Genomic DNA, 14,271 nt, shown 5'->3' with positions numbered 1-14,271 from the left:
TTTAAAAGTGCTTGACATTGCATGTGAAATCACTTACTTTTAGTGTGTAAAAAGATTAAATGAAGGAGCTACATAATGAAAAAGAAAATTATTGTTGGTGGGATTGTGGTTGCATTTTTATGTCTAATTGGCTTTACAGGCACGCGTTACGCAAATGAAATTATTTTGTGGGGTGGAGAGACAGATATCGATACAATCAATGAGAATCTGACACAGCTTGACCATACGTTGACAGATAAAGAGCAAACGATTACAGATCTTACCGCACAACTAGCACAAAAAGAACAGACATTGCAAGATTCAAAGGCAGATGTCCAAGAATACCAAGCAAAAGTAAATGAATTAGAAAACCAAAAAAATCAATTGGCAGCAGAAAAACAAAACTTAGAAAGCCATTTAGTCAGCAAGGATGCACAACTACAAAGCAAACAAAATGAAATCAATGCGAAACTAGACGAAATCAACCAAAAAAATGATGAAATCAATTGATTGAATGCAAATTGGACTGCAAGACTACAAGAAGCACAAGCAAAACTTTCAGAATTACAAAATACTGTGAATGGTTTGAACCAAAAAATCGCAACACTGACACAAGAAAAAGAAAATTTAGAAACTCAGTTAGCAGATACGCAAAAAAAATTAGACGAAGCAACTGCTGAAAACACAAGTTTGAAACAATATATTCAAAAGTTAGAAAAAGCAAAAGGCGAAGTGGAAGATACAGCTGATAAATCTCAACAAATCGTTGAAGAACATTTGAGTAAATAATCTTTTATGATAAGTAACCCTTGATCAGCAATGCGGCGACAGCAATTTATGCTGTTGCCGCTTTTTTGTTAATAAGTGGTCCTTCATCGTTGTAAGAAAAGTTAAAAGTTATATGTTCTTTAAGAAAAATAGCTGGACAAAAAATTACAAGATAAAAAGTGTTTCCTCTTTACAAAAAGGAATGTATGTTCGTATAATGGTGATGAGGTGAAGGCAATGGAGAAAAAATATGGAACAGTAGATAAAATCCGTACGTTGCAGGTCAGCGCCAGACCACTGATTCGTTTTAGCTTAAATGAGGTCAATTGTTTGATTGCTTCCCATAGTTTGAACTTCCTAGCTGAAGTAGACGAAGGGATGAAACTAGTTGTTACAGGATATTACAATAATAGAAAGCAATTCGTTGTGAGATCTTATCATGTGTTAGGAAAACCAAAAATTGTGGTAGAATATGAGAAAAGTCTATACCCAAGAAAAAAGGTCCAATAAGATGAAAGAATGAACGAGAAAAAGAAAAGCGGCTGAGACAAAAATGTCCTAGCCGCTTGTTTTGAAAGAAAAATGCAGATGATGGGACTCGAACCCACACGAGCTAACGCTCACATGACCCTCAATCATGCTTGTCTGCCAATTCCAACACATCTGCCTGATATAAAACTACAGACCTACTAATAGAAAGTGGCATGTCTGCCGTTCCATCACGTCTGCATAAATAATAACACAATAATGATAGCGGGGTTTTACATAGTTGTCAAGCTCAAAAAGTGGGAGGTCTTATGAAGATGGAGAAATATGACGGAGAATTTTCAGGACTGGGGATGATCCTAGGCATATTGATTGGCCTTGCATTTGGCCGTTTTCTATTTGGGTTGATGCTGGGAATTATTTGTGGGATTGCAATGGATTGGGCAGCAAATCTATGGAATGACTATCATGACCAGTAAGTTCTCAGCGCTTCTCTGCGTTTTTTTCGATACTTATGTTTTTCCTAAATAAGTGGCAAATTTTTCTAGGATGGAGTATGATATTGAAATAGTAAATAACAAAAAATTTGGAAAGTTCTAACTTTTTGAAATGAGGGATTGGCTAAGTGATGAGAGAATTTGAAAAATCCAACAAATTAGAAGGTGTTAGTTACGACGTTCGCGGTCCTGTTCTAGAAGAAGCAGAGCGTATGCAAGAAGAGGGCATCAGTATTTTAAAATTGAATACAGGAAATCCCGCACCTTTTGGATTCGAGGCACCAAACGAAGTCATTCGTGATTTGATCATGAATGCTCGTGATTCGGAAGGCTACTCAGACTCCAAGGGAATTTTTTCTGCTAGAAAAGCAATTGAGCAATATTGCCAACTGAAACATTTTCCGAATGTGACGATCAATGATATCTATACCGGAAACGGAGTCAGCGAACTGATCACGATGTGTATGCAAGGGTTGCTAGATAATGGAGATGAAGTACTGGTTCCAATGCCAGACTATCCGTTGTGGACTGCCTCGATTGCTTTAGCTGGAGGTACACCTGTTCATTATATTTGCGATGAAGAGGCAGAATGGTATCCTGATATTGATGATATCAAATCAAAAATAACGAGTCGGACAAAAGCGATCGTCATCATCAATCCTAATAATCCTACTGGGGCACTTTATTCAAAAGAATTATTAGAAGAAATAGTTGAAGTAGCCCGGCAAAACAACCTGATTATTTATTCTGATGAAATCTATGACCGCTTAGTGATGGATGGCCTAGAACATATTCCGATTGCTACATTAGCGCCTGATTTGTTCGTTGTTACGCTGAATGGTCTATCTAAGTCTCATCGTGTGGCAGGCTTTCGAGTCGGCTGGATGGTCCTAAGCGGAGATAAATCACACGTCAAAGGCTATATAGAAGGGCTGAATATGTTGTCTTCCATGCGTTTGTGTTCTAACGTCTTGTCTCAGCAAATCATCCAAACGGCGCTGGGCGGTTATCAAAGTGTTGATGAGCTGCTCCTGCCAGGCGGAAGGATCTATGAGCAAAGAGAATATATCTATAATGCAATCAATGATATTCCTGGTCTTTCAGCTGTAAAACCAAAAGCTGCTTTTTATATATTCCCTAAAATCGATACAAAACGATTCAATATTTTGGATGATGAAAAATTCGTCTTGGACTTTTTACATGAACATCATATTCTGCTCGTGCACGGTGGCGGATTCAATTGGAACCAACCAGATCATTTTCGGATCGTCTATCTTCCTAAAATGGATGATTTGAAACAAACCGCTAAGAAAATGAGAGAATTTTTAGCGACATATCGACAAAAGTGACTTTAAAAAAAGCAAATTTTCCAGAAAGAGAGCCACAGACAAATATACTGAGGCTCTCTTTCTAATGGAGATCTCTTAAATAACTAAAGTCATATTATTTAGTTGCAAGTCTTTTCTTGAAGTTTGCGACTTCCTAAAGTAAAATACGGATAGAATGCGAATACGCATATTTTGGGGAGGATACTTATGGAAACGTTAATCGAGTCCTTTGGCACGATCATTAAAGAGATTCGAAAAGAACAAAAAATGACGCAAAAGATGCTTTCGCAAGATATTTGTTCACAAAGTGTACTAAGCCGGATCGAAAATAATGAGGAACTGCCAAATGTATTGGTGATGATGCAGATTTGTCAACGGCTAGGAGTAACGATTGATCATGTGATGAATCTCTCTCGAAAAACTACTCGGACAAACGATAAATTATTTGAACTGTTGGATAGTTGTTTCCAAAAACGTGATTATCGCAAGTTAGAACAAGTACTAAAATCTTCTGATATTTCTGAGAATCTGTATCAAGCAACTGACTTTCAACGATATTATTATTATCTCGGTGTTTGTGAATTCACGTTGCGTCAAAATATTTCTCAGTCTCTTTATTATTTAAAAGAAGCATTAAGCTACTCTAGCCAAAAAGAAAGAATCCATGTTTCTGACACAGAAATACAACTGATTAGTTGTATCGGAAAAATATATGGTGTGGCAGGAAAAACTGCTGAAGCCCGCTACTATTTGAGTCGAAGCATCCAACTGCTGCATCAATCAGCTGATGAACGATCAAAAAGTGAATTTTCGCAAATTTTTTATAATTATGGAAATTTCTTATTCCATCAAAATGAAATTGACGAAGCACTAGAGCAGGTGAACCAAGGGATCTATTGGGCTCAAGAGAAAAATAGTTACTATTATCTCAATGATTTATTTGTGCTTAAGAGCTTGATATATAAGCGTAAAGAAGAACCAGAAAGAGCAGCATTTTATGAAGGATTGGCACAAGCTGTGAAACAAATTTCAAAAAATCTATAAATGGTGTAGACCATTCTTGACTTCTTCTCTAAATAAGAGTACTTTAGAGGTAGAAAAACAAAGGGAGAGAATAGAATGAGAACTTTTATCTATGCTGACAAATTCTTTTTAGCGTCAGGCGTCAAAAATGCAGGCTATCTTGAAATTACCGATGGGCTTTTTGGTGAATACACCAAAGAACTACCTGAGGGAGAAGTCAATATCATTGACCAAAGCGGCAAATGGATTGCTCCTGGTTTGGTAGATACACATATTCACGGCTATATGAATCATGATGTAATGGACAACGATGCAGAAGGTATCAAAGTGATGTCTGAAGGTCTATTATCTTGTGGAGTGACTTCATTTTTACCAACAACATTGACGTCAAGCAAAGAACGTTTAAAAGATGTAGCTGAGACAATCGGCAAAATGTATCAGGAAGCACCAGGAGCTAAAATCAAAGGAATCTATTTTGAAGGTCCTTTCTTCACAGAAGAACACAAAGGGGCACAAAACCCAAGTTATTTCGGTGATCCTGATTTGGATACTTTCCATGAATGGCAAGAAGCTTCAGGCGGTTTGATCAAAAAAATTGCTTTAGCACCGGAACGTCAAGGTGTAGAAGAGTTTGTCAAACAAGTGACTGAAGAAGGAGTAGTTGTTTCTCTAGGGCACAGTAACGCTACGCTAGAAGAAGCGCAAAAAGCTGTTGAAGCAGGTGCCAGCGTGTTTGTCCATGCTTTCAATGGGATGCGCGGATTGAATCATCGCGAACCAGGTATGGTAGGTGCGTTATTATCTTTAGAACATGTCTTTTCTGAATTGATTTGTGACGGACATCATGTACATCCAAATGCGGCAGGAATTCTAATGGAAAAAGCAGGACATGAGCATGTTGCTTTAATTACAGACTGTATGATGGCCGGTGGGATGCCTGATGGAAATTACAATTTAGGTGAATTTCCGGTAGTAGTAAAAGAAGGAACGGCACGTTTGGAATCTGGCAACTTAGCTGGAAGTATCTTGAAATTGAAAGAAGCAATTAAGAATGTCGTGGATTGGGGACTTGCAACACCAGAGCAAGCAGTCATGATGGCTAGTCTGATTCCAGCAATCAGCTGTAAAATCGATGACACATGTGGAAAAATCGCTCAAGGACGCGACGCAGACTTTATCGTATTGAACCCTGATATGACATTGGAAGCAACTTATCTAGATGGTGTGGAACGCTTCCACGCATAATATAATCCAAGATAACCTTAAAACGAAACTTCTCAAGTTTGGTTTTAAGGTTTTTTTGTGTTCTAATGAATATCACTTTACATAAGTTTCAAAAGTTTCTTTAATTCCTTATTGTTCAATAGTTAACAATATAAAGATAAAATAAAAAATGTTAATACGTATTAGCTAAATAAAAGCATTTTTTATTGTGAAAAAATGAACAAAAATAGGAGGGGAAAGATGAACTTATTTGATATTTTCCGATCGACTTTGACGGATATGTCGATTGTTAGTGCAATTACTTCAACAGTTTTTATTATATTATTAGGGTTTATTTGTAGAAAAAAGGAAATTTTTTCTGGATCTGTTGGAAAAATCCTATCGAAAGTTGTCTTAACAGTGGCTCTACCAGCACTTGCATTTCGAGCTTTCATGCAAGATATCAATACAGAACTCTTGATGCAAGGAATTAATGTGTTGATTTGGGGGTTAGTTATTTATATTATTCTTATTCTAGTTTCAAGACCTTTTTTCTTAAGTTATAAAGGGGATAAGCAATCAACGTTGCGTGTCCTGACAATCTTTGGTTCTACGACCTTTTTCGGGACACCAATCGTCAGTGCGATTTATGGACCGGTCGGCGTGATGTATTCCTCAATTTTCAACATTGGTTATCGGATCTTTTTGTATTCTTATGGATACATAAAAATGAGTGGCTTGAAGATGGAAGCCAAAAATATCAAAGCGATGTTCGTTAATCCAATCATCATCGCTACTTTTGCCGGCCTTTTCATTTGGCTTTTCCAAGGATATCTTCCACAAGTGTCAATCACAGGTGCAGAAGGAGAGATAAGCCAAGTAGCGTTTTTGCGAATTGACCAGACAGCACCTTGGCTATTTCAGCCAATGGATTATTTAGCTGGTTTAAGTTCGCCATTGGCATGGCTAGCAATCGGCGCAACATTAGGTGAAGTAAGTTTCAAAAAAGCTGCTTCTGAAAAAACATCATGGTATTACAGTTTAGTCAAAGTGGTATTTGTACCTGCGTTGAATATCGTGATTTTAGCAGTTTTGACGGCAACAAATATTCTACCGGTCAATTTTGAAGCACTGGCAACGATTGTTATTATGATGGCTACACCAGCCGCAACTGTGGCAGCAGCCTATGCTATCAGTTTTGATAGGGAGGCACTTTTAGCCTCTAATGCATCCTTACGGTCAACTATTTTTGCTGTAGTACTGACACCTGTATGGATCGTTGTATTGCAAATGATTCACGGCATAGGTTTGTTTTAATAGGAAATGGAGGAGGAAAGTATGAGAATCGCATGTTATGGTGTTCGTCCGAATGAGATCGATTTTTTTGAGCAATTGAATGTTTACCATTATGAACTGAGTCTTTATGAAGAACTACTGACGCATGACAATATTGAATCAGCTAAGGCCCATGACGCTGTACTGCTGAGAGGAAATTGTATAGCAGATGAGATCAATCTTGCAAAAATGCAGAAATATGGGATTCGCTATGTTTTTACCCGAACTGTGGGAGTCAATCATATCAATCTACAAGCGGCAGCTGATTTTGGTATGACAGTAGCCCGTGTACCATCATATTCGCCAAATGCTATAGCAGAATTATCTTTGACTTTTGCCATGATGCTTTTGAGAAATACAGCGTATACGACGATCCGAACATCTTTCAAAGATTTTCGAGTAGATGAACAAATGTTTAGCCGTGAAATCAGAAATTGCACAGTAGGTATCATAGGAACAGGCAGAATAGGATTGACGGAAGCGGTTTTGTTTAAGGGGCTAGGAGCCAAAGTAATCGGTTATGATATCCATCAGACAGAAGCTGCTAAAAAAGTATTGACGTTTCACTCACTCGAAGAATTGTTAGCAAAAAGCGATATCGTCAGTATCCATGTACCTCACATCCCAGGTAAAACGATCAAATGATCAATGAAGGATTTTTGGCTCAAATGAAAAGAGGCAGTATCTTGATCAATACAGCTCGTGGAGAGCTTCAAGATAATGAAGCTATTTTAAGAGCTTTGAAAAGCAATCATTTAGCTGGTTTTGCAACCGATGTTTTTGCAAATGAAACAGATGTCTTTTTCCGATCCTTCAAGCCATGGGAGACGATTCCAGATCCTGCTATCCAGCAACTAGTAGAATTATACCCTAGAGTTCTTATAACCCCTCATGTAGGTTCAAATACAGATGAGGCATTGTCAAATATGATTTCGACAAGCTTCGAGAACTTCCACGAAATAATAGAAACTGGAAAAACGAAAAATGAGGTATCTCTTCCTAAAGCGCGTCAATTAAAGTAAGGAAACATGGGCACTCATCACTAATACTAATATGTTTAAAAATAGAGGTTGTGAAAAAGCTGCTCTGCATCAAGCAGTAAGAACAATCAGATAAAAATAGCACTCTATATTTTTCATCTGATTGGGATTAGTGCCGTAGATGCAAGCTTTTGAACACCGTTTATTCGGAAAAAAGGCTGTGACAAGACTTTTGTCACAGCCTTTATTTAGTATTAGATAACTCGATGACTCAACAATAATCCGTGAGTTTTTTCCGCCCCTTCTTTGTCAATTCATAACAGGTTAGTGGTCGGCCAATCTCCAAATATCTGATTCTTTCATTCAGTATATCTTGTTCCACCAAAAAATTTAAATATTTCTTGACGGAGATACGTGAAAGTGCACTTTTTTGAGCCAGTTCTTTTGTTGAAAAAATAGTCTCTGCTTTTAGGATAGATGCACAGATTTTTTTTAAAGTCAGTTTTGACAGACCTTTAGGCAAATCAATGAATGAAGGTGCTTCGTGAATGGGAGTAGTATGGTTGAATACTTGATCGATCAATTTCTGATCTGCTTTTTCAGTCGTTTGGATCGTCTGAGAGAAAGCAAGGTATTTTTCAATCGCCAACTGGAAACGTTGCAAAGTGAAGGGTTTGATCAAATAATCTAAGGCACCATATCGAATCACATTTTTTATGGTTTCGATATCATCTGCAGCGGTTATCAAGATCACTGGGATATCATTTCCTTGCTGTCTCAGCCAAGATAAAAAATGGATACCACTTTCGCCAGGCATATATACATCAAGCAACAGCAGATCTGCGTTTTTTTGTCTGAAATATTTTTTTCCTTCTTCTACATTTCTGAAACTTTCGATTACGTTCATATTAGGTATACTTTCCACAAACGTACGATTCAATTCTGCAACCATTGGATCATCTTCAATTATTAAGACATTTGTCATCATTTTGATCTTCCTTTTTTGGTAATTCTAGATAGACGATTGTACCGCCATTTGCTTGTTTGGAAAATTCTAAGATCCCACCGTGACGTTTGACAATTGAATGGATGATATTCAACCCATATCCACGATTGATTCCTTTCGTCGAAAAACCTAGCGTAAATATTTTTTCTGAGATTTCTTCTGATATTCCGACACCGTCATCGCAGACGGTCACGATGAATACTTCCGCTTCTGTGTCATAGTTTAAATGGAGCCGAACCTGTCCGTTTCTTTCAGGCATTTGAAGTACGGCTTCTTTAGCATTATCAAGTAAGTTCCCTAACACTTGCAAAAGTGAATGGATGGAGTCGTCCATCTCCATTTTAGGGATAAAAGAATCGCTTTCTAACAACATTTCAACAGATTGTTCTTTGGCTTCATTTATTTTGCCTAATAAAAAACCGGCAATCGCAGGGACTTTGATCAGATTTGAGACTTGACCGATCTCTTTTTTATAATTTTGATTTAGCTGTTGGATAAAATGGGTGACTTCTTCATACTTCTTCAAGTCAATCAAGCCAGAAATGACGTGAAGTTTATTCATAAATTCATGAGTTTGGGCTCTCATAGAGTTTATATATTGTTTCGTCCCTCCGAGCTCCTCCATTAATTTCATTACTTCTGATCGATTTCGTAAAGTTGCGACTGCTCCTAAAAAACGGTCATTGCTAAAAAGAGGTGTAACGCTAGAAATAGTTTCTATCCCATTTAAATACATGGATTGAGTCCGAACAGTCGTTTGATGATCGATTGTCTCTTTAAACAATACGTCATATAGATTATCGCTGATTTTTTTTCCTACTTCGAAATCCGACAGCCGTTTTGTTTGATAGAAAATATTTTTTGCAGGTGTATTGATCAAGAGGATAGTTTTATCAGAAGAGATGGCCAGTATTCCTTCATCTACTTCATTTTCGATAATCGTTTTTTCGCTTAACTGTTCCGCTATTTCTTGCGGTTCAAGTCCAAGCAGTACTTTTTTCATTTTTTGGGCAAGAAAAACGGCGCCTATGATGCCTACGATAAGCCCGATGATCAATGAAAAAACAATCATTTTTTGTCCATCTTTGACCTGATTGTCGATCGTGTTGTTCGTCAAGCCAACACAAACTGCACCAATAATCTCTTGATCATAATAAATAGGGACGAAATAACGGAAGCCGAACCCTAACATTCCTTCTTTTTCAGAGAAAAATTCTTGTCCTCCAATCACTTTTTTCACATCTTCATGACTTGAGAAAGGAAGACCGATGTAACTTGGGTCTGCATGAGAATATCGAATGCCTTCAGGGTCCATGACAACAATAAAATCTAAATTCGATGCTACCATGATTTCATTTGTGATTCCTTGAATCACATGTGTCGGATCACCAGTCTGAAGCTTTTTTTGGATGAGTTTATCGCTGGCAACGATTTTAGCGATACTAGAGATTCTATCTGACACACTCGATCGGTTCATCGAAAGAATAAAATTCCTAATCAATATGGCAGAAACAATCAAAGAAACGAATGTGGAGAAACAAACGACAAGAATGATCGTATTTTGGAGCTTTAATGGTTTTTTCTTAAGGAAAGGAAACATAGGCTACCTCGAAAGAATTTATTGTGAAAATTTTAACATGAAAAACAAAAATTAACAAATTGGCATTGATAAATAGATGCTTTCTATGAATAAATACCTTTGAATTGGTGAAAGAAGCTATACAGAATTTTCAAACATTGGTATGATAGACGTAGAAATGGAAGGAGGCGTGTATATGATAGGGGGAATCGCACTTGAGACGATTTATTGGTATACATTGCTGATTTGTGCGGGGTTGGCAGTTCTTTTGATTATTTTTGGAGATGTCTTCGATTTTGATGGCCCACTTGATCCAATGCTTATTATACCCTGGCTAACTTTTACAAGTTTGTTTGGTTTTCTTGGTGAGCGTCTAACGGATCAATCCTCTTTATTTTTATTTATTGCCAGTGGAGCCATATCGACAGTTTTGGTATTTTTGCTTAATTTCTATCTATTGATGCCGATGAAACATGCCGAATCAACGATGTCGTCTTCTGAAAAGACTTTGGAAGGGCAAGTAGCTGTTGTGATCACACCAATCCCTGTACGGGGCATGGGAGAAATCCAATTAAAAAGTGTTACCGGTTCCATCAGTCGTCCTGCTTGTTTCTACAGCCCCCAAGAACAGATAGCGGAGCGGGGAACGAAAGTATTGATCATTGAGATCAAGGAAAGAATCTGTTATGTCATGCCTTATGAAAGCATGATAAAAGCTTAAAGGAGCGTATGTTAAATGGGAATACCAATTGTTTTTATCGCGATCGCAATCGCAGCGTTGATTTTGCTGATGCTACTGATCGTCTTTGTAGCGAAGTACCAAACAGCAAAACCAGATGAAGCGTTGATCATCAGTGGAAGTTATTTAGGAAGCAAAAATGTACACAAAGATGAAAGTAACAACAAAATCAAAATCGTGCGAGGAGGCGGAGCGTTCGTCTTGCCGGTTTTCCAACGTTCGAATCGAATCAGTCTATTATCCAGCAAATTGGACGTTTCTACTCCAGAAGTGTATACAGAACAAGGTGTACCGGTGATGTGTGACGGTACTTCGATCATCAAAATTGGTTCTTCTGTAGAAGAGATTGCTACAGCAGCAGAACAGTTTTTAGGTAAGACTAGAGAAGAATTGGAGAATGAAGCAAGAGAAGTATTGGAAGGTCACTTACGCTCGATTCTAGGTTCTATGACTGTAGAAGAAATCTACCAAAATCGTGATAAGTTCAGTCAAAGCGTACAAGAAGTTGCTTCTGTAGACCTTGCAAAAATGGGATTGATCATTGTTTCTTTCACTATCAAAGAGGTCAGAGACAAAAATGGTTATCTCGACTCTTTAGGGAAACCAAGAATCGCCCAAGTCAAAAGAGATGCAGATATAGCAGAAGCAGAAGCTTTAAAAGAAACGCGTATCAAAAAAGCTCAAGCAGAAAAAGAATCACAAGCAGCTGAATTACAACGACAAACAGAAATTGCAGAATCATTGAAAGAAAAAGAATTGAAACTAGCAACCTACAAACAAGAACAAGATGTTGCTAAAGCGAAAGCAGACCAAGCCTACAACTTGGAAAGTGCCAGAGCACAACAACAAGTAATCGAGCAAGAAATGCAGATCAAAATCATAGAACGTCAAAAACAAATCGAATTGGAAGAAAAAGAAATTACACGTCGAGAAAAGCAATATGATTCGGAAGTGAAGAAAAAAGCAGATGCCGATCGTTACGCTAAAGAACAAGAAGCACAAGCTCAAAAAGTCAAAGAAGTGACCGAAGCCGAAGCCGAACGTTTCCGTGTGGAAGCACTAGCAGAAGCAGAAGCCAATAAGACAAGGTTAGCTGGACAGGCAGAAGCAGAAGCAGCATTAGCAAAAGGAAAAGCAGAAGCCGAAGCAAAACAAAAAATTGCCAATGCCTTCAAGGAATATGGCGAAGCAGCTGTCTTGAGTATGGTTATCGATATGCTACCGCAATTGATGCGCGAAGCAGCACAGCCGCTAGGAAATATCGAAAAAATCTCTGTTGTCGATACAGGAAACAGCTCAGGAGAAACCAGTGGAGCGAACCGAGTGACAAATTATGCCACAAACTTGCTTTCTACTACTCAAGAAACATTAAAAGCGACAACAGGACTTGACTTGAAGGAAATCGTAGAGAATTTGTCGACACGTGGGACTACTAGCCAAGTAAATATGTATGAAGCGCCAAAAGAGGCAGAACAACACGCGATGAAGGAAGAATAAAGTAGTACACTTCACCGATCAATAAAAAATGGAGGAAGACTTTTCAAGTTCTTCTCTCCATTTTTTATGTTATTTCAAAAGAAAATTAGTCCTCGCTATTTTTCTTTTGTTTTTGGATCTTAGCTTCTATCTCTTGTAAACTTGTTCGCAGCAATCGTTCTTTCTTTTGGAGTTCGACCAAATCTTCTGATAGTTCTTCCTTCTTTTCTGTTTCAGGCGGACGAAGAAAGAAATTGATACCAATCGCAATGAATGTTCCTATAAAAGTATCTAGTACTCGTTGGATCGCGTACAAAGCAGATTCACCTTGAGGGATACTCAATGCAATCAGCAATAACGTAGCGATTGCGGAAATGATGGCAGAATTATTGTTGATGCCATCTGACACGACAATTACAATAATTACTAGAATAGGAAGCAGGATCAATTCTACCAAAAAATCATTGTGAAAATAGCTTTTGACAAAAAAATAAATGATAGCTAGTGTACCACCTAATGTGTTGCCAATGATCCTAGATTTTCCAAAAGAAACGGTTGTAGTCAAGTCCTGACGCAAAGAAAAAACAGCAGATAATGCAGCAATCATTGGGATTCCTCGTTGAGTCAAATGAAAAAACAAGATACATAAAAAAACAGCTAAGGCACTTTTGATCGTACGCATACCTAGTCGAAAACGGCCAAATTGCATAGAGATTCTCCTTTTTGGTCTTTTTACTATCATACCTAAACTTTTGTCTGATAGCTAGTTTTTCATTATTCAAGTATAATTAAAATAAAAAAAGGGGGAAGTAAATGCGTATAGGAATGCGAACAGTCAAAACAGTGATCAGTGTCTTCTTTTCGATGGTCACAGCGGGTAGCTTATCGCTGTTGTATTGGCCAGCAGCAGGAATCATTGCATTATTGAGTGTGGGAAATACAAAACGCTCTACATTGCGTACAGGGATGAATCGAATCGCAGCCTTTATACTAGCTACAGCAACAGCGCTGTTCAGTTTTTTTGCTGTTGGGTATACTATTTTTGGCTTCAGTCTTTTTTTATTCCTGTTCATCCCGCTTGCCTCTCGCTTCAAATTAACTGAAGGAATCGTCGTAAATTCGGTTTTGGTCACTCATTATTTAGTGGAGGAAAACATGTCTTGGCAGCTGATCGGCAATGAAGCGGGTTTAATGGCGATTGGATTAGTATTTGCTTTGCTTGCGAATGTCTATATGCCAGATCGTACGAAACAGCTGAAGGAAAACCAAATACAGATCGAAAAAGAATTTCGGAATATCTTGAGACAAATGGCAGAATTTCTTTTATCGGAAAATAAAGGAGATGTGCAGATCAAATGCGAACATTTGCTGACATTCATTCGCGAAAGCCAAGAAGATGCCAGAGAACATCAAGAAAACTACTGGCTCAGACAGCCGCTATACTATGAAACTTATTTCTCTATGAGACGAGCACAGGTCAATGTGATTAAAGACATGTTGGAAAATCTAGAGCGGATCCAACAACCCGCTTATTATGGAAAACATATCTACGGTTTATTGATTTATACGGCAGAAACATTTTCAGAGTCAAATGATGGCAGACAAATCTTAGCACGTATTGAAGAAGTTTATGTATTGTATCGGCAAATGCCTCTGCCGACTAGCCGCCCTGAATTCGAGGACCGAGCAGAATTGTTCCAGTTTTTGCAGTCTTTTAAAAGTTTTATTGAAATCAAGGCAGAATTCTCCCAACAAAAAATCAAAAAATAGAGGTTTTGAATTCAGCTAATACTTAGGTCAAAGCGCTGATTTCACAACCTCTTCCTTAAACGGTGTTCTCCTGCCAACTCCTCGGTCACAAGTCACAATATT

General features: G+C 37.9%; 12 protein-coding genes, 1 tRNA gene and 2 pseudogenes. 11 read left to right on the top strand and 4 right to left on the bottom strand.

Translation table 11 applies throughout. The features are described from left to right. Positions 1–75: 75 nt before the first annotated feature. A pseudogene (locus AC1F25_RS05290) lies at positions 76–768 on the top strand (DNA-directed RNA polymerase subunit omega). A gap of 216 nt (positions 769–984) precedes the next feature. After that, complete coding sequence (locus AC1F25_RS05285; protein ID WP_002313858.1) at positions 985–1,257, top strand: hypothetical protein; 273 nt, start codon at positions 985–987, stop codon at positions 1,255–1,257. 73 nt (positions 1,258–1,330) lie between these two features. On the opposite strand, the gene AC1F25_RS05280 is transcribed toward AC1F25_RS05285, so the two are convergent. Then, positions 1,331–1,414: transfer RNA gene (locus tag AC1F25_RS05280), tRNA-Leu, on the bottom strand. Between the two features lie 136 nt (positions 1,415–1,550). Here AC1F25_RS05280 and AC1F25_RS05275 point away from each other — a divergent pair. The 6 genes and pseudogenes from AC1F25_RS05275 to AC1F25_RS05250 all read left to right on the top strand — a co-directional run bounded on the left by AC1F25_RS05275 (position 1,551) and on the right by AC1F25_RS05250 (position 7,641). Continuing rightward, a complete protein-coding gene (locus tag AC1F25_RS05275; protein WP_002335007.1) occupies positions 1,551–1,712 on the top strand; it encodes a hypothetical protein in 162 nt (53 codons plus the stop codon). 149 nt (positions 1,713–1,861) lie between these two features. Then, complete coding sequence (locus AC1F25_RS05270; RefSeq protein ID WP_002309514.1) at positions 1,862–3,079, top strand: pyridoxal phosphate-dependent aminotransferase; 1,218 nt, start codon at positions 1,862–1,864, stop codon at positions 3,077–3,079. A 186-nt stretch (positions 3,080–3,265) separates the two neighbouring features. Then, positions 3,266–4,102 carry a helix-turn-helix domain-containing protein gene (locus AC1F25_RS05265; RefSeq protein WP_002292704.1) on the top strand — a complete coding sequence of 279 codons (837 nt, stop codon included), beginning with the start codon at positions 3,266–3,268 and terminating at the stop codon, positions 4,100–4,102. Between the two features lie 75 nt (positions 4,103–4,177). Next, positions 4,178–5,326 carry an N-acetylglucosamine-6-phosphate deacetylase gene (gene nagA / locus AC1F25_RS05260; RefSeq protein WP_002292705.1) on the top strand — a complete coding sequence of 383 codons (1,149 nt, stop codon included), beginning with the start codon at positions 4,178–4,180 and terminating at the stop codon, positions 5,324–5,326. 219 nt (positions 5,327–5,545) lie between these two features. Further along, complete coding sequence (locus tag AC1F25_RS05255) at positions 5,546–6,601, top strand: AEC family transporter (protein ID WP_479994311.1); 1,056 nt, start codon at positions 5,546–5,548, stop codon at positions 6,599–6,601. A gap of 21 nt (positions 6,602–6,622) precedes the next feature. Continuing rightward, positions 6,623–7,641: pseudogene (locus AC1F25_RS05250) on the top strand (2-hydroxyacid dehydrogenase). A gap of 229 nt (positions 7,642–7,870) precedes the next feature. Here the strand turns inward: AC1F25_RS05250 and AC1F25_RS05245 are convergent. Continuing rightward, complete coding sequence (locus tag AC1F25_RS05245) at positions 7,871–8,587, bottom strand: response regulator (protein ID WP_002345062.1); 717 nt, start codon at positions 8,585–8,587, stop codon at positions 7,871–7,873. Continuing rightward, the gene (locus AC1F25_RS05240; RefSeq protein ID WP_002309510.1) at positions 8,562–10,205 is read right to left on the bottom strand and encodes an ATP-binding protein; all 1,644 of its coding nucleotides are present in this window, start codon (positions 10,203–10,205) and stop codon (positions 8,562–8,564) included. The genes AC1F25_RS05245 and AC1F25_RS05240 overlap by 26 nt, the downstream gene beginning before the upstream one ends. A gap of 175 nt (positions 10,206–10,380) precedes the next feature. Between AC1F25_RS05240 and AC1F25_RS05235 the strand changes: the two genes are divergently transcribed. Together AC1F25_RS05235 and AC1F25_RS05230 are read left to right on the top strand one after the other, a co-directional pair. Further along, entirely contained in the window at positions 10,381–10,905 is a 525-nt protein-coding gene (locus tag AC1F25_RS05235; RefSeq protein ID WP_002292922.1) for an NfeD family protein, read from the top strand. 15 nt (positions 10,906–10,920) lie between these two features. Then, positions 10,921–12,420: a flotillin family protein gene (locus AC1F25_RS05230; protein WP_002309508.1), complete on the top strand. Its 1,500-nt coding sequence runs from the start codon at positions 10,921–10,923 to the stop codon at positions 12,418–12,420. 85 nt (positions 12,421–12,505) lie between these two features. On the opposite strand, the gene AC1F25_RS05225 is transcribed toward AC1F25_RS05230, so the two are convergent. Continuing rightward, complete coding sequence (locus AC1F25_RS05225) at positions 12,506–13,108, bottom strand: FUSC family protein (RefSeq protein ID WP_479994310.1); 603 nt, start codon at positions 13,106–13,108, stop codon at positions 12,506–12,508. Between the two features lie 104 nt (positions 13,109–13,212). Here AC1F25_RS05225 and AC1F25_RS05220 point away from each other — a divergent pair, with 104 nt between their 5' ends. Further along, positions 13,213–14,169, top strand: coding sequence for an aromatic acid exporter family protein (locus tag AC1F25_RS05220; RefSeq protein WP_087062705.1), 957 nt, complete (start codon positions 13,213–13,215; stop codon positions 14,167–14,169). The last annotated feature ends 102 nt before the right edge of the window (positions 14,170–14,271 follow it).

The sequence above is a fragment of the Enterococcus sp. M-BR2 genome (genome assembly GCF_056612775.1).
This window is presented reverse-complemented; position numbering and strand designations above follow the sequence as displayed.